The sequence below is a fragment of the Neisseria brasiliensis genome (assembly GCF_009671065.1).
Lineage (GTDB): Bacteria > Pseudomonadota > Gammaproteobacteria > Burkholderiales > Neisseriaceae > Neisseria > Neisseria brasiliensis.
The window spans coordinates 2,054,839-2,070,364 of the sequence record NZ_CP046027.1 but is presented as its reverse complement, the minus strand read 5'-3'; the positions used below and the strand labels follow the sequence as shown (position 1 = coordinate 2,070,364).

The 15,526-nt window shown below is 48.9% G+C and carries 14 protein-coding genes; 7 read left to right on the top strand and 7 right to left on the bottom strand.

Annotated features, from left to right (window positions below; all coding sequences use genetic code 11):
* Positions 1 to 192: 192 nt before the first annotated feature.
* The gene (locus GJV52_RS10310) at positions 193 to 687 is read right to left on the bottom strand and encodes a hypothetical protein (protein ID WP_100563965.1); all 495 of its coding nucleotides are present in this window, start codon (positions 685 to 687) and stop codon (positions 193 to 195) included.
* A gap of 153 nt (positions 688 to 840) precedes the next feature.
* Positions 841 to 3,414 (bottom strand): ATP-dependent chaperone ClpB, encoded by a 2,574-nt coding sequence (clpB, locus tag GJV52_RS10305; protein WP_095503579.1) that lies wholly within the window; start codon positions 3,412 to 3,414, stop codon positions 841 to 843.
* Positions 3,415 to 3,672: 258 nt separating this feature from the next.
* On the opposite strand from clpB, the gene trpS reads away from it, so the two are divergent.
* Both trpS and GJV52_RS10295 read left to right on the top strand, forming a co-directional pair.
* Positions 3,673 to 4,683 carry a tryptophan--tRNA ligase gene (trpS, locus tag GJV52_RS10300; protein WP_095503578.1) on the top strand — a complete coding sequence of 337 codons (1,011 nt, stop codon included), beginning with the start codon at positions 3,673 to 3,675 and terminating at the stop codon, positions 4,681 to 4,683.
* A gap of 87 nt (positions 4,684 to 4,770) precedes the next feature.
* Positions 4,771 to 5,496 (top strand): hypothetical protein, encoded by a 726-nt coding sequence (locus GJV52_RS10295; RefSeq protein ID WP_154143287.1) that lies wholly within the window; start codon positions 4,771 to 4,773, stop codon positions 5,494 to 5,496.
* Between the two features lie 41 nt (positions 5,497 to 5,537).
* On the opposite strand, the gene GJV52_RS10290 is transcribed toward GJV52_RS10295, so the two are convergent.
* A complete protein-coding gene (locus tag GJV52_RS10290) occupies positions 5,538 to 5,807 on the bottom strand; it encodes a YihD family protein (RefSeq protein WP_095503576.1) in 270 nt (89 codons plus the stop codon).
* A 143-nt stretch (positions 5,808 to 5,950) separates the two neighbouring features.
* On the opposite strand from GJV52_RS10290, the gene ung reads away from it, so the two are divergent.
* Positions 5,951 to 6,610 (top strand): uracil-DNA glycosylase, encoded by a 660-nt coding sequence (ung, locus tag GJV52_RS10285; RefSeq protein WP_095503575.1) that lies wholly within the window; start codon positions 5,951 to 5,953, stop codon positions 6,608 to 6,610.
* 91 nt (positions 6,611 to 6,701) lie between these two features.
* Here the strand turns inward: ung and ilvA are convergent, their stop codons facing one another.
* On the bottom strand, positions 6,702 to 8,228 hold the full coding sequence (ilvA, locus tag GJV52_RS10280; RefSeq protein ID WP_095503764.1) for a threonine ammonia-lyase, biosynthetic: 1,527 nt from the start codon (positions 8,226 to 8,228) through the stop codon (positions 6,702 to 6,704).
* A gap of 318 nt (positions 8,229 to 8,546) precedes the next feature.
* On the opposite strand from ilvA, the gene GJV52_RS10275 reads away from it, so the two are divergent.
* Positions 8,547 to 9,968 carry a D-alanyl-D-alanine carboxypeptidase family protein gene (locus GJV52_RS10275; RefSeq protein WP_100563967.1) on the top strand — a complete coding sequence of 474 codons (1,422 nt, stop codon included), beginning with the start codon at positions 8,547 to 8,549 and terminating at the stop codon, positions 9,966 to 9,968.
* A 208-nt stretch (positions 9,969 to 10,176) separates the two neighbouring features.
* Here GJV52_RS10275 and GJV52_RS10270 read toward each other — a convergent pair whose 3' ends face one another.
* Together GJV52_RS10270 and uvrB are read right to left on the bottom strand one after the other, a co-directional pair.
* Positions 10,177 to 10,671: an REP-associated tyrosine transposase gene (locus GJV52_RS10270; RefSeq protein ID WP_095503766.1), complete on the bottom strand. Its 495-nt coding sequence runs from the start codon at positions 10,669 to 10,671 to the stop codon at positions 10,177 to 10,179.
* A gap of 117 nt (positions 10,672 to 10,788) precedes the next feature.
* Positions 10,789 to 12,822: an excinuclease ABC subunit UvrB gene (gene uvrB / locus GJV52_RS10265; protein ID WP_100563969.1), complete on the bottom strand. Its 2,034-nt coding sequence runs from the start codon at positions 12,820 to 12,822 to the stop codon at positions 10,789 to 10,791.
* Positions 12,823 to 13,130: 308 nt separating this feature from the next.
* Here uvrB and aqpZ point away from each other — a divergent pair, with 308 nt between their 5' ends.
* From aqpZ to GJV52_RS13455, 3 genes are all read left to right on the top strand, one after another.
* Entirely contained in the window at positions 13,131 to 13,826 is a 696-nt protein-coding gene (aqpZ, locus tag GJV52_RS10260) for an aquaporin Z (protein ID WP_095503768.1), read from the top strand.
* 119 nt (positions 13,827 to 13,945) lie between these two features.
* Entirely contained in the window at positions 13,946 to 14,284 is a 339-nt protein-coding gene (locus GJV52_RS10255) for a general secretion pathway protein GspG (protein WP_100563971.1), read from the top strand.
* Positions 14,284 to 14,712: an NF038104 family lipoprotein gene (locus tag GJV52_RS13455; protein ID WP_195690039.1), complete on the top strand. Its 429-nt coding sequence runs from the start codon at positions 14,284 to 14,286 to the stop codon at positions 14,710 to 14,712. Before GJV52_RS10255 ends, GJV52_RS13455 begins: the two co-directional genes overlap by 1 nt.
* A gap of 67 nt (positions 14,713 to 14,779) precedes the next feature.
* Here the strand turns inward: GJV52_RS13455 and GJV52_RS10245 are convergent, their stop codons facing one another.
* Positions 14,780 to 15,361, bottom strand: a complete 582-nt coding sequence (locus GJV52_RS10245) for a superoxide dismutase (RefSeq protein WP_100563973.1) — start codon at positions 15,359 to 15,361, stop codon at positions 14,780 to 14,782.
* Between the last annotated feature and the right edge of the window lie 165 nt (positions 15,362 to 15,526).

Genomic DNA, 15,526 nt, shown 5'->3' with positions numbered 1-15,526 from the left:
TTTGTTCATGCGCTATTTTAACCTTAGCATGAAAAGATGAAAAACTCGCTTTAAGCAATTTTATTTCGTTTTTGAAAATAATTAAAATATTATCTTTCTTATTTAGTAGATTATTTCAATTAATTTTAAAGAATAGCCAAACCGATAACGCCTTACACCTTTTATTCATCATTCAATATCATTTAAATGTGTTCAGACGGCCTCCAACAACCATTGCGGTAATGCCGCTTTACGTTTGCACACTGTATTCAAACGCTGCTGCCTGTCTTTTTCAAATACCAAATCCACACCGCTTTGCAGGCGTAAAATCACGTTGGCCGCATCTTCAATTTTGAAAAAATCGATGTGATGACGGATTAATTGGTTGAGTACAAAATTCAAATTCAGCTTTTCCGGCTGGCCAAATAGCCAAGGATGCAGCAAAATCGAACGCCCGCCGTCTAAGCTGCCAAAAGGCAGATGCTCCAAGCGGATTTGGCTCAATATGCCGTCTGAAAAATGAAATTCGATGTTGCCATAAAGCCAAATATTCAAGCCCTGCTTGACGATTAAGCCTTGCGATGTGCAATCGGGATCGGGAAACATCTGCAAAATCTGCTCGTCGCTTTGGCCGATTTCTATGTAATCAAAACGGCCGGTTTTCAAAAATTCGTGCATATTGACGGCAATGGGAAAATTGAATTTCATGCGCACTACTCCATCGATAAAACGCTATGGTGTTTATCTTAAATTAAAATACGAATGAAATCTATTCTTATTTAAGATAAAAACAAAAGGCCGTCTGAAAGATGGAGTTCTTTCAGACGGCCTGCTAAACCAACTAATACTAATCAGCTAAGCTTATTCAAATGCCAAGCGGTCGCCGTCGGCAGTTACGTTAATCACGCTCTCCGGTGCATAACGGCCGGACAACAAGGCTTTGGCCAGCGGATTCTCAATCTCGGCTTGAATCGCGCGTTTCAAAGGTCGCGCGCCATATACCGGATCGAAACCGGCTTCGGCGATGATGTCCAACGCCGCATCAGACACACGCAAATGCAAGTCTTGCGCTGCCAAGCGTTTTTCCAAACCGCGCAACTGGATTTTAGCAATGCTGCGGATGTGTTCCTGCGCCAAACCGTGGAACACGACCACTTCGTCAATGCGGTTAATCAGCTCAGGGCGGAAATGCTCTTTCACATCTTCCATCACCACTTCTTTGAGCGCGTCGTAATCGGCGGTGCCCATTTGCTGAATGTGCTGGCTGCCGATATTCGAGGTCATCACCACTACGGTGTTTTTGAAGTCCACCGTGCGGCCTTGTCCGTCGGTCAGGCGGCCATCATCTAGCACTTGCAGCAAGATGTTGAACACATCGGGATGCGCTTTTTCGACTTCGTCCAGCAAAATCACGCTATACGGTTTGCGGCGTACTTGCTCGGTGAGGTAGCCGCCTTCTTCGTAGCCGACATAGCCCGGAGGCGCGCCGATTAAGCGGGCGATGCTGTGTTTTTCCATGTATTCCGACATATCGATGCGGATTAAATGGTCTTCGCTGTCGAACAAGAAACCGGCCAGCGTTTTGCACAACTCGGTTTTACCCACACCGGTCGGGCCTAAGAACAAGAAGCTGCCGTATGGTTTGTTCGGGTCGGCCAAACCGCTGCGGCTGCGGCGGATGGCATCGGCCACGGCACGCACGGCTTCGTCTTGGCCGACCACGCGCTGATGCAATACTTCTTCCATCTTCAGCAGTTTCTCGCGCTCGCCTTCCATCATTTTCGCCACCGGAATGCCGGTCATGCGCGATACGATTTCGGCCACTTCGTCCGCGCCCACTTCAGTGCGGAAAAGTTTGTTGGCTTTTTTGGTTTCCGGATTGCTCTCGGCGGCGGCCAGTTGCTCGCTCAATTTCGGCAGTTCGCCGTATTCCAGCTCAGACGCTTTGGCATAATCGCCGCTGCGTTTGGCCTGCTCGATTTTCACTTTCAAATCATCGATTTGTTTTTTGATATCGGCCGAGCTGGACGATGCGGCTTTTTCCGCTTTCCAGATTTCGTCCAAATCGGCGTATTCTTTTTGCAAACCATCGATTTCTTCGTCAATCAGCTCCAAGCGTTTTTTGCTGGCTTCGTCGCTTTCTTTCTCAACGTGCATTTTTTCCATTTTCAACTGGATAATGCGGCGGTCGAGTTTGTCCATCTGCTCCGGTTTGGAATCCAATTCCATTTTGATGCGGCTGGCAGCTTCGTCAATCAAATCAATGGCTTTATCGGGTAGGAAACGGTCGGTAATATAGCGGTCGCTCAATTCGGCTGCGGCCACAATCGCCGGGTCGGTAATGTCGATGCCGTGGTGAATTTCGTAACGCTCTTGCAAGCCGCGCAAAATCGCTACCGTGTCTTCCACGCTCGGTTCGCCCACCAATACTTTTTGGAAACGGCGTTCCAGCGCGGCATCTTTTTCGATGTATTGGCGGTATTCGTCTAAAGTGGTCGCGCCGATACAGTGCAATTCACCGCGCGCCAAAGCCGGTTTCAACATATTGCCGGCATCCATCGCGCCATCGGTTTTACCTGCGCCGACCAAAGTATGGATTTCATCGATGAAAATCAATGTGTTGCCATCGTCTTTGGCCAAGTCGTTCAACACGGCTTTCAAGCGTTCTTCAAATTCGCCGCGGTATTTCGCACCGGCAATCAAGGCCGCCAAGTCCAACACCAGCAGACGTTTGCCGCGCAACGATTCCGGCACTTCGCCATTGACAATGCGCTGCGCTAAGCCTTCTACAATGGCGGTTTTACCTACGCCCGGTTCGCCAATCAATACCGGATTGTTTTTGGTACGGCGTTGCAACACCTGAATCGCGCGGCGGATTTCGTCATCGCGGCCAATCACCGGATCGAGCTTGCCTTCGCGGGCGCGCTGGGTTAAATCGGTGGTGTATTTTTTCAAGGCTTCGCGTTGGTCTTCTGCATTGGCGTCATTCACGGTTTGTCCCCCACGCACAGCATCAATCGCCGCATTGATGTTTTGCTCGGTCGCACCGGCATTTTTCAACACTTTGCCGGTGGCATCGTTTTGCTGCACCAAAGCCAACAAAAACAATTCGCTGGCAATATAGGCATCACCGCGCTTCATTGCGGCTTTATCCATCAGGTTCAAGACAGCCTGCAATTCACGGCTCGGTAAAATCTCGCCACCATTGCCCGATACTTTCGGGAAACCGTTCAACAAGGTTTGCAATTCGGCTTTCACCTGCGCCACATTCACACCAGCATGCGCCAGCAATGCCGCCGCGCCGCTGTTTTGATCGTCTAATAATGCTTTTAAAACATGACCTGCTTCCAAATAGCTGTTGTCTGCGGCTAAGGCCAAGCTTTGACCTTCCTGCAGCGCTTGTTGGAATTTTGCGGTAAGTTTGTCGAATCTCATCTTTTGCTTCCTTCTCGTGGAAATATTCTGTTAACCCCTATATAAAGCCATCTGTGGATAACTCAATATGCGAATGCGTATTTTTTGATGATTTTATCTTATATTATTGTTTTATATATAATTAAAATTGTGCATAACTTTTCAGATGGCCTTTTCCCTTATCTTTAAGGCCGTCTGAAAAAATCCCTACAAATCAGGTATAATCAAGCCCTATTCTTTTTCAGACGGCCTTTTCAAGCCGAAACACAGGAATCCACCATGAGCAAAAAACGCGTTCTTACCGGTGTTACCACCACCGGTATTCCCCACTTGGGCAACTATGTCGGTGCCATCCGCCCGGCCATCCGCGCCGCGCAAGCCGATGATACCGAATCTTTTCTGTTTCTCGCCGATTACCACGGCATCATCAAATGCCACGATCCGGCAATGATTCACGAATCCACCCAAGCCGTGGCCGCCACTTGGCTTTCATGCGGTCTTGACCCCGAGCGCACCACGTTTTACCGCCAAAGCGACATTCCTGAAATCATGGAACTCAATTGGATTCTGACCTGCATCACCGCCAAAGGCCTGATGAACCGCGCCCATGCCTACAAAGCCGCCGTGCAGGATAACCTCAACAACGGCCAAGAAGACCAAGACCACCAAATCGAAATGGGCTTATACAGCTACCCGATTTTGATGACCGCCGATATTTTGATGTTTAAAGCCAACGAAGTTCCCGTCGGCCGCGACCAAATCCAACACGTGGAAATGGCACGCGACATCGCCGGCCGCTTCAACCACCGCTTTAAAGAAGTGTTCACCCTGCCCGAAGTGAAAATTGACGAGCAGGTTGAATTGCTGGTCGGCTTAGACGGCCGTAAAATGTCAAAATCCTACGGCAACACCATTCCGCTGTGGGAAAACGACAAGAAAACCCAAAAATCGGTCAACAAAATCATCACCAACCTGAAAGAGCCGGGCGAACCGAAACAGCCCGACGAAAGCCCGTTGTTTGAAATCTATAAAGCCTTCGCCACGCCGTCTGAAACCGCCGAATTTACCCAAATGCTGGCCGAAGGCTTGGCTTGGGGCGAAGCGAAAAAACTGTTGGCCGCCAAAATCAACGCCGAATTGGCCGAACCGCGCGAACGCTACGCGGCACTGACGGCCAATCCCGCCCAAATCGAAGAGATTTTGCAGGCCGGTGCCGCCAAAGCCCGCAAAGAAGCGCGTGTGTTGTTGGACGAAGTGCGCGATGCGGTGGGTATTCGTGCATTGAAATAAGGTTTGAACATGGCAAAGGCCGTCTGAACAATCGATTTGATTTTCAGACGGCCTTTTATCCATGAAAGCTTTTTTTAAGGAATAAAAATGCTTCCTCACAACCATCCCTTATTCATGACAACACAACAGCAAGATTTAATATATCGAATGCAACAATCCGGTTGCGCTTTTCAATTCAGCGTTAAAAAATGGCCTCAAGCAACTGCGCCCACAGAAGCTGACCACCAAGCTGCTGTCATCGCATTTTTTGAAAACGTGATTCGTCCGCAATATGACGATTTACGACAAAAAGTACACACAGAAAATCTTCATAAGCTACACAATATTCGAGCCCATCCCAACCCCAAAAGCCATCAACAAGACCAACAACGCTTGCTTAAGAAAATGGCAGACGATGATGCATACTTTACTTTACGCTTAATGCCCGAGCGCATGTCTTGTGCACCATTACCGCCTTTATCGCCTCAACAAGCTTATGACGAAATGTCTTTAAACCATGTTGAATATACACAAAACTGGGGCGCACAGCTTTGCCATCAGTTCATTCACCCACCCTATGAGTTACAAAACATTGATGAAGCTGCACGTTTGGCTTTATGGTTGGATTTCTGCGATTTATGTGGATTAAACCAATCTCAAGCCAAAATTTTGGACTGGGTTAGCCATCAAGCATATGCCGATGATTTCCAAGAAAATTCATTATTCAGCAATTACTTCGATGAAGGCTTGGATTGGTGGGGCGTGTGGTGTTTGAGCGTATATAACCCTGATAACCAAACGCTTGCAGTTATTACGGCAAGTGAAAATGATTAGTCTAGAGAAAACCATCTGAATAATTTTCAGACGGCCTTTTTTCAATCCTTCAAAATCCCACGCGCACGCAGCAATGCGGTTTTGAAATCTTCTTGGTAATCTTTGGCAATTCCCGGCACAGGCGCGGTTTTGTCTTTGCCGTGCATTTTCAAATGATAGATAATCACTTCGTCGGTCAACTCGGCAACCGGCTTGTCAAAACCTGCTTCGTCGGCAATTTTCTGCAAAATTTGGGTTAAGTGCATTTCCGGCTCTTGTTTCCAATAAGGCTCGAGCAATTCTAAAAGTTCGCGCAATCGGTGTGAACGCATGATGTTTCCTTTCGGGTAAATGAAAACGGTTTTATGTTTATTTTAATGGATTTATCGGCGCCGTTCAAAGACACATTCAAACAGCCTTCAGGCCGTCTGAAAATGCTATAATCCGCAGCATTGATGTTTACAGGCAGACGATTATGCAAACTTGGCACGAAGCCATCGGCGCGGAAAAAGAGCAGCCCTATTTCCGACACATTATCGACACGGTCAAGCAAGAGCGGCAGTCGGGGCGGGTGATTTATCCGCCGGCGGCGGATGTGTTTAATGCGTTTAAGGCAACCGAGTTTCATCAGGTGAAAGTGGTGATTTTGGGGCAAGATCCGTATCACGGCGCAGGTCAGGCGCATGGTTTGTCGTTTTCGGTGCGGCCGGATATTCAGATTCCACCTTCTTTGGCGAACATTTATAAGGAATTGGCCACCGACATCGAAGGCTTTCACATTCCGCAACACGGCTATTTGCAGCACTGGGCGGAACAAGGCGTGTTGCTGCTCAATACGGTGTTGACCGTGCGCGCCGGACAAGCGCATTCGCACGCGCCTTTAGGCTGGGAACGCTTCACCGACCGCGTAATCGCCCAGCTTAACGAACACCGCGAGCATATTGTGTTTATGCTGTGGGGCAGCCACGCACAGAAAAAAGGCACTTTTATCGACCGCAGCCGTCACTTGGTGTTGACCGCGCCACATCCCTCGCCGCTTTCCGCCTATCGTGGCTTTTTCGGCTGCCGCCATTTCTCGCAAGCCAATGCGTATTTAAAGGCGCAAGGTTTGGCGGAAATTGATTGGCAGGTTTAATCAAGTTTTACCTTAAATATAAACGCAGTATGATTTTTATTTGAAACGACTATTACAAAAGCCGTCTGAACATTCAGACGGCCTTTGTTTTTTACGCCAAGAATAATTGATAGGCTTGGTTATCCGTTTCGTCTTGATAAACATAACCCAAGCTGTCTAAAAATTCGTTAAACGCGGCTTCATCAGCAGGCGGCACGTCAATGCCGACCAAAATGCGGCCGTAATCCGCGCCGTGGTTGCGGTAATGGAACAAGGTAATGTTCCAGCCGCCTTGCATGTGGTTCAAAAAGCGCGCCAATGCACCCGGGCGCTCAGGGAACTCAAAGCTAACCAAGCGTTCGTTTTTCACCTTATCGGTGCGGCCGCCGACCATGTAGCGGATGTGGATTTTAGAAATTTCATCGTTGGTCAAATCCACATTCGGCAAACCGGCATCGTTAAGCTGCGCGTGAATGGTCGCCAAATCGCGTGAACCGGCGGTTTGCAGGCCGACAAACACATGGGCTTTGTCGTCATTGCCGTAGCGGTAGTTAAATTCGGTGATATTGCGGTTGCCCAGCAAATCGATAAACTTGCGGAAGCTGCCCGGTTCTTCCGGAATCGTCACCCCGAAAATACCTTCGTTGCCCTCACCCAGTTCGCTGCGCTCAGAAACGTGGCGCAGACGGTGGAAATTCATGTTGGCGCCGCTGGTCACGGCGATCAAGGTTTGGTTTTGCACGCCATTGCGGGCGATGTAGGCTTTCAAACCGGCCAAAGCAAGCGCACCGGCAGGCTCCATAATGCTGCGTGTGTCGTCAAAAATATCTTTAATCGCGCCACAAATGGCATCGGTATCGACAGTAATCACGCCATCGAGCAATTCTTTGCACAAGCGGAAAGTTTCTTCGCCCACCACTTTTACCGCCGTGCCGTCTGAAAAAAGGCCGACATCTTTCAGCGGCACGATTTTACCTTCTTCAATCGATTGCTTCATGCAGCAGGAATCATCGGTTTGCACGCCGATCACTTTAATATCGGGGCGAACTTGTTTGATAAACGCCGCCACACCGGCCGCCAAACCGCCACCGCCAATCGGCACAAACACGGCATCGATTTTATCCGCACGCTGGCGCACGATTTCCATGCCCACCGTGCCTTGTCCGGCAATCACATCGGGATCGTCAAACGGCGCGATGTAGGTCAAGCCGTCTTTTTTTACCAATTCCATGGCGTAATCATAAGCATCGTTATACGACACGCCTTTCAACACTACTTCGCCGCCACGGTTTTTAACCGCATCGATTTTGATTTGCGGCGTAGTTTCCGGCATCACAATAATCGCACGACAGCCCAAACGGTGTGCCGACAATGCCACACCTTGCGCATGGTTGCCCGCCGAAGCCGCAATCACGCCGCAGGCCAAGGCTTCTTTGGATAATTTGGCCATTTTGTTGTAAGCGCCGCGAATCTTGAATGAAAACACCGGCTGCAAGTCTTCACGCTTGAGCAGGATATTGTTGTTCAGACGGCCTGACAAACCACGGGCAGGCTCCAACGGGGTTTCCACCGCAACATCGTACACAGAAGCGGTCAAAATACGAATCAGATAATCGGAATAAGAAGGGCGAGTGTTCATGGGGTATCTATTAGAATCAATCGTTTACAAAATAATTAAGCCATCGCCGTCAAAATCTTCGTCAAACTTTGTCAACAAAACAGCGAAAAGGTAAAACCATACCCCTCAGGCCGTCTGAACGCAAGAAAAATCTTAGCAAATCAAGCCCGAATCGGTATAATGTGCGGCTGTCCTTTAGCGGCCGTCTGAATATTCAGCTTTCTATCCTGCTGATTTTTTTAGCCAGTTGTTGCCATTCAATCTTGCACAACTCACGATTCAGCTTTTCAGACGGCCTTTTTTACGCATTACGCCAACGAATATTGATATACCCAAGTTATGAAAAAAACGCTATTCAGCCTGACCCTAGCCGCCTTATTAAGCAGCCATGCCTTGGCCGCGCCGCAACCTGCCGCTAATCCCGCATCCGCACCGGCCGACCAAGCCGCTTCTGCCGCGCAACCGGAAATCTTGATGCCGAGCATCAACAGCCCGACCACGTCGCCGGAAATCGCCGCCACCGCCTTTATCGTCAAAGATTTATACAGCAACCAAGTTTTGGCTTCCAACAATCTCGATACCCAAATCGAGCCGGCATCATTAACCAAAATGATGACCGCCTACCTCACCTTCAAAGCCTTGGAAAATGGCACTTTAAAAGCCGACCAAATGCTGACCGTGTCCGACCAAGGCTGGAAAATCGAAGGCTCGCGTATGTTCCTCAACCCGAATGTGCCGGCCAGCGTCAGCGACTTGATTAAAGGCATGGTGATTCAATCCGGCAACGATGCCGCCATCACCTTGGCCGAAGCCATGGGCAACGGCTCGGTGGAAGAATTCGTCAAACAAATGAACGAAGAAGCCAAACTCTTGGGCATGAACAACACCCATTTCAACAACCCGACCGGTCTGCCTTCAGACGGCCACGTTTCCACCGTCAACGATTTGGCTTTATTGTCGGCCGCATTGATTAAAGATTTCCCGAAATACTATCCCGTATTCTCGATTAAATCGTTTAAATACAACAATATTGAGCAACCCAACCGCAACCTGCTGCTCTACCGCGACCCGAATGTCGATGGCTTGAAAACCGGCCATACCGAAAGTGCTGGCTACAATTTGGCCGCTTCCAGCAAACGCAACGGCCGCCGCATTGTATCCGTTGTGGTCGGTACCGAATCCATCGAAGCACGCGCAGCCGAGAGCGGCAAATTGTTAAACTGGGCATTGCAAGCCTTTGATACACCTAAACTTTACAGCGCCAACGAAGCCATTTCGCAAGTCAAAGTGTATAAAGGCGCAGTCAACGCCGTGAACATCGGTTTTGTCGATGAAACCTACATCACCATTCCGCACAACACCGGCAGAAGCCTGAAACCAATCTTAGAAACCGTGCAGCCCGTCTTGGCGCCGATTGAAAAAGGCCAAATCTTAGGCAAACTTAAGCTGATGAAAGACAACGAAGTCGTGGCCGAAAAAGACGTGCTCGCGCTCAACAGCGTTGCCGAAGGCAGCTGGTTCAGCCGCACATGGGACAGCATCGTTTTATGGTTTAAAACCACATTCGGCGGCAGCGTAGCCGACAAACCGGCTGCGTATGACAAACCCAAAGCCACACCGGCTCCGGCCAGTGAACCTGCTTCAGCACCGGCCTCACAAGCAGCCAGCGCCGCCATGCCTCAAGCTGCTTCTGCTGCTTCTATGCCAAGCAATACACCGGCCAGCGCACCGGCTTCTGCCGCCGCATCCGCCGCGAAATAAGTTTTAGGTTTCACCATAAAACAAGGCCGTCTGAACAGATATGTTTCAGACGGCCTTTTGTTTTAGGTTGAGTGCTTAAACACAATCAATGGCAATAGTGAGATAAGCTTCCTTGTAGGTCGGATTCTTGAATCCGACACTTTTGTTCAGAAAACAAATATTTACGCACCACAAGCAAATGTCGGATACGAGTATCCGACCTACAAGTTTAATCATCATAATCAAGCGCAAGCTCAACATCTCCACCGCCCCAATTCAACGGATAAATGCCTTGCTTTACACAACGATGAAAAGTAGAAAATTCCCAATCAGCGACTTGAGCGGCATAGCCGTGCTTCACAGGATTAAAATGAACATAATCGAAATGTTGGGCAAAATCCAATTCATCTCTAATTAAATGCTCCCAAAAACGGTTTTGCCACAATTTCACATGACTCCCCACCAAATATTGGCTTTGTCGCTTAATCTGCCGCCAACGCTCCGAAAAATTAACATCGTTTTCAGGTAATCGCCAAATGGTGTGCATATGATCGGGTAATAACACCCATGACAAAATTTCAAAAGGATATTTTTCGCGTACCGTTAAGATAGATTGGCGTAATGCAACGCGTACCGTTTCATCGGTTAAAATAGGTTTGCGTTGATGCGTGGCCACCGTGAAGAAATATGTACCACCTGCGTGATAAACACGGCGGTATTGCATGATGATTCCCCATTTAACTTATCGTAGGTCGGATTCCTGAATCCGACAATTTTGTGTCTTGAGCAAATGTTTCTGCAGCCAAAGAAAATGTCGGATACAAGTATCCGACCTACTAGATTACTCCGCTCCAAACAACAAGTTTTCTTTAATGGTACGGATTTTATCCCGCAAGACCGCTGCCTCTTCAAACTGCAAATCCCTAGCCGCTTGCTGCATCTGTTTCTCCAGCTTGGCAATTTCTTTAATCGCATCTTCTTCGGTGTGAATCTCGCCGACTTTCACCTTGCCTTTGTTTTTCAGACGGCCTTTGGCTTTGCTGTCATTTTCATCACTATATACACCATCGATAATATCTTTGACTTTTTTATTGATTTGTTGCGGCACGATGCCGTGTTCTTCGTTAAATTTAATCTGTTTTTCGCGGCGGCGTTCGGTTTCGTCGATGGCGGCGCGCATTGAATCGGTGATTTTGTCGGCATACAAAATCGCCAAGCCGTTGACGTTACGAGCGGCGCGGCCGATGGTTTGAATCAGGCTGCGATGTGAGCGCAGGAAGCCTTCTTTGTCGGCATCGAGAATGGCGACCAGCGACACTTCGGGAATGTCCAAACCTTCGCGCAACAGGTTGATGCCGACCAAAACGTCAAACAAGCCTAAGCGCAAATCGCGGATGATTTCCACGCGCTCGACGGTGTCGATGTCACTATGCAGGTAGCGCACTTTGATGCCCAGCTCGCTGTAATAATCGGTGAGCTGCTCGGCCATGCGTTTGGTGAGCGTGGTGACTAAAGTGCGCTCGCCTTTTTTGATGCGTTCGTTGATTTCGGATAACAAATCATCGACTTGCGTGCCGACTGGACGGATTTCGATAATCGGATCGACCAAGCCGGTCGGGCGTACTACTTGCTCAACCACTTGTCCGGCGTGTTCTTCTTCGTATTTGGCCGGTGTGGCGGACACGAAGATGGTTTGCGGCATGATTTTTTCAAACTCATGGAATTTAAGCGGGCGGTTGTCGCGGGCGGAAGGCAGACGGAAGCCGTAATCGACCAGATTTTGTTTGCGCGATGCATCGCCTTTGTACATGCCGCCGATTTGGGTCACGGTCACGTGGCTTTCGTCGATGAACATGATGGCGTTGTCGGGCAGATAATCCATCAAGGTTGGCGGCGGTTCGCCTTCTTTTTTGCCGGAAAAGTGGCGGCTGTAGTTTTCAATGCCTTTGCAAAAGCCCATTTCATAGAGCATTTCCAAATCGAAACGGGTGCGCTGTTCGATGCGCTGCTGCTCGACGGGGCGTTGTTCATTGGCAAAAAATTCAATGCGGTCGCGCAATTCTTCTTTGATGCCTTCGCAAGCTCGCAACACGGTGTCGCGCGGGGTAACGTAATGGCTGCTCGGAAACACGGTGTAGCACCCCACCCGTTGCAGATTGCCGCCGGTAAGCGGATCGAACAAATCCAGTCGGTCGATTTCGTCGTCAAACAAGCTGATGCGCAACGCGCTTTCTGAGCTTTCCGCCGGATACACGTCAATCACATCGCCGCGCACACGGAATGAGCCGCGTTTGAAATCCATTTCGCCGCGTTCATACTGCATCGATACCAGCGTAGAAATGATGTCGCGCTGCTCGAGTGTGTCGCCTTCTTTCACTGACAACACCATTTGCTTGTATTCAGTCGGGTCGCCGATACCATAAATCGCGGACACGGTGGCGACGATAATCACGTCGTTGCGCGTCATCAGGTTTTTGGTGGCACTCAACCGCATTTGCTCGATGTGTTCGTTAATCGCCGAATCTTTTTCAATGAATAAGTCACGGCTCGGCACATAGGCTTCGGGCTGGTAATAATCATAGTAAGACACGAAATATTCCACCGCATTTTCGGGAAAAAATTCGCGCATTTCGGCGTAAAGCTGGGCGGCCAGCGTTTTGTTGTGCGCCATAATGATGGCCGGACGGCCACTTTGGGCAATCACATTGGCCATGGTGTAGGTTTTGCCCGAACCGGTCACACCAAGCAGGGTTTGATAAGCAAGGCCGTCTGAAAGCCCTTCCAGCAAGCCGGCAATCGCCGTGGGCTGGTCGCCTGCGGGCGGAAACGGCTGATGGAGTTTGAAAGGTGAATTGTCGTATTGGATGACTTGCATTTCAGACGGCCTTGGCATAATTTTGAGAACGCATCATTATAGCAAAAAGGCCGCCTGAATAATGCTTGCAATCAGGGATAAAACGCAACGGATATTAATGAATTAACCATAAAATTCTCTATATATATTACAAATAGATAAACGGCAAATTTTAGGATTTAGTGGTTTTTAATGTCTCTTTTCATAATTTCAATGGTCTAGTTTTGTCAAAGCCTGAAAAATAACGTAAACCTGTTTCCCAAGTTTACGCTAATTTACTTATCATGCGCTTCGATGATAATCACCTCATTCCTCAGAAAGGAAATGAAATGAAAAAATATTTTGCTGAGTTCTTCGGCACATTCTGGCTGGTTTTCGGCGGCTGTGGTAGCGCGGTTTTGGCAGCAGCTTATCCGGAACTGGGTATCGGTTTTGCCGGTGTATCTCTGGCATTTGGTCTGACTGTTTTGACCATGGCTTACGCAGTTGGCCACATTTCAGGTGGCCACTTCAACCCTGCGGTATCTGTGGGCTTGTTTGTGGGCGGCCGTTTCAACGCTAAAGATTTGTTGCCTTACATCGTTTGCCAAGTGATTGGTGCGATTGCAGCAGCCGGCGTATTGTATTGCATCGCTTCAGGTAAAGCAGGCTTTGACGCTGCGGCTTCAGGCTTCGCCAGCAACGGCTTCGGCGAACACTCGCCAAACGGCTACGATATGATGGCTGCTTTGCTGATTGAAGTGGTATTGACCGCATTCTTCTTAATCATCATCATGGGTTCGACCGACCGCCGCGCACCAGCCGGTTTCGCGCCAATCGCCATCGGTTTAGCTTTGACCCTGATTCACTTGATCAGCATTCCGGTAACCAATACTTCGGTTAACCCTGCTCGTTCTACCGGCGTGGCTTTGTTCCAAGGCGGTTGGGCTGTTGAACAATTGTGGCTGTTCTGGGTGGCTCCGATTATCGGTGGCGCCATCGGTGCGGCAATTTACCGTTTTGTATTATCAAACGACGAAGAATAATTTTAACGGGACGATGTCCGTGGTTATCACCCATACAGCCGCATGAAAGTGCGGCTGTATTTTTTTCAGACGGCCTATTACAATAGCGACTGATATTCTCTGATAAACAGAAAGCAGATATGCAAACCTTACCTTTCCAAGCAGAAATCGCCGAACGCATGCTCATCGGCACTGAAAACGAAACCATCCATCCAGATGCGCAATTTATTGAAACAGCCAACGGCTATTGGATCGCGTGGCACGAAGGCATCGCTGCCCTCTTGGCACCGGATACCCCGCCTGATATTCCGTGTTTCTGGGTGGAAGGTGCCGACAGCTTGGCCGAGCTGGTGGCTTTGGTCGAAAACGGCCAATTTGACGAAGTAGAAGAATTTGACGGCGACGACGATGCTTGGCACGAAGCAGTAGCCGGTTGCGGCAGCCATGATCACGACGACCATTGCGGGTGCCAAAAGTGATGAAACTCAATACCTTGATTTTGCCGCTCATCGTATCGTTTACCTTGAGCGGTTGCGTGGTAGGCGCGGCTGCCGATTTAGCCGCCACAACTGTTCTGACTGCCGGCAAATTAGCGGTCAAAGGCACAGGCGCATTGATTGACGCGGCCATCCCTGATGGCGATGATGATGACGATAAAAAAGAAAAGAAAAAATCGCGCAAAGAAAAGCGGCAAGAGAAAGCTGCCGAGCAACCGACTTATCGCCAGCCGCAAAGCAGCCCTTATTCTTATCAGTCAAATACACCGACTGTTTACCAAACAAGCCATCCGACTCAAACCACGTCGCAGCCGCGCTACATCACCATTGATGAATACGGCAATGCACATGAAACACCTGCACCTTATACTATCCAGCAGCCAAGCTATACGGTTGAGCAGGAATATTGATTTGCAGTAATAAGATAGGCCGTCTGAAAGTTTCAGACGGCCTTGATTTATCATCTATCAATCAGCATTAAGCAGCAAAGCGTTTCGCCACTTCATCCCAATTCACGATTTCCCAGAAACCTTTCAGGTAGTTAGGACGGCTGTTGCGGTAGTCGATGTAGTAAGCATGTTCCCACACGTCGCAAGTCAGCAATGGGGTGTTTTCAGTGGTCAACGGAGTCGCTGCATTAGAAGTCGATACCAAATCCAATTCACCGGCTGGGGTTTTCACCAACCAAGTCCAGCCTGAACCAAACGTACCGGCCGCACAAGCGTTGAATGCTTCTTGGAATGCTTCAAAGCTGCCCCATTTGGCATCAATAGCCGCAGCCAATTCGCCGGCAGGTTTTTGTTGGCCTTTAGGCGTGAAGCCCAACCAGTAGAAAGTGTGGTTCCAAGTTTGGGCTGCGTTGTTAAACACGCCGCCTGAAGATTTTTTCACGATTTCTTCCAAAGACATTTCTTCAAATTCAGTGCCTTTGATTTGGTTGTTCAGATTGGTGATGTAGGTTTGATGGTGTTTGCCGTAGTGGTATTCCAGCGTTTCTTTAGACAGATGTGGCTCCAGAGCGTCCAAAGCGTATGGCAATTCAGGCAGTTTGTGTTCCATGTTGATACTCCTATTTATTGATATATGAATTATCTTTTGGTCGTGTGCATTACCCTTGAAAAGGTAACGTCCCTTATTCTACCCGTCTCGGCTTTAAAAAACCAATTAAACTTATACTACGATATAATAGCAGTCTCTTATTCAAAGCATTTTTTGGGGATGAAA

Coding starts and splice junctions, on each gene's coding strand:
- GJV52_RS13455 (WP_195690039.1), top strand. CDS start 14,284: ATGAAACTCAATACCTTGATTTTGCCGCTCATCGTATCGTTTACCTTG.
- uvrB (WP_100563969.1), bottom strand. CDS start 12,822: ATGCAAGTCATCCAATACGACAATTCACCTTTCAAACTCCATCAGCCG.
- GJV52_RS10310 (WP_100563965.1), bottom strand. CDS start 687: ATGAAATTCAATTTTCCCATTGCCGTCAATATGCACGAATTTTTGAAA.
- ilvA (WP_095503764.1), bottom strand. CDS start 8,228: ATGAACACTCGCCCTTCTTATTCCGATTATCTGATTCGTATTTTGACC.
- clpB (WP_095503579.1), bottom strand. CDS start 3,414: ATGAGATTCGACAAACTTACCGCAAAATTCCAACAAGCGCTGCAGGAA.
- GJV52_RS10290 (WP_095503576.1), bottom strand. CDS start 5,807: ATGCGTTCACACCGATTGCGCGAACTTTTAGAATTGCTCGAGCCTTAT.
- GJV52_RS10295 (WP_154143287.1), top strand. CDS start 4,771: ATGCTTCCTCACAACCATCCCTTATTCATGACAACACAACAGCAAGAT.
- GJV52_RS10255 (WP_100563971.1), top strand. CDS start 13,946: ATGCAAACCTTACCTTTCCAAGCAGAAATCGCCGAACGCATGCTCATC.
- ung (WP_095503575.1), top strand. CDS start 5,951: ATGCAAACTTGGCACGAAGCCATCGGCGCGGAAAAAGAGCAGCCCTAT.
- GJV52_RS10270 (WP_095503766.1), bottom strand. CDS start 10,671: ATGCAATACCGCCGTGTTTATCACGCAGGTGGTACATATTTCTTCACG.
- trpS (WP_095503578.1), top strand. CDS start 3,673: ATGAGCAAAAAACGCGTTCTTACCGGTGTTACCACCACCGGTATTCCC.
- aqpZ (WP_095503768.1), top strand. CDS start 13,131: ATGAAAAAATATTTTGCTGAGTTCTTCGGCACATTCTGGCTGGTTTTC.
- GJV52_RS10245 (WP_100563973.1), bottom strand. CDS start 15,361: ATGGAACACAAACTGCCTGAATTGCCATACGCTTTGGACGCTCTGGAG.
- GJV52_RS10275 (WP_100563967.1), top strand. CDS start 8,547: ATGAAAAAAACGCTATTCAGCCTGACCCTAGCCGCCTTATTAAGCAGC.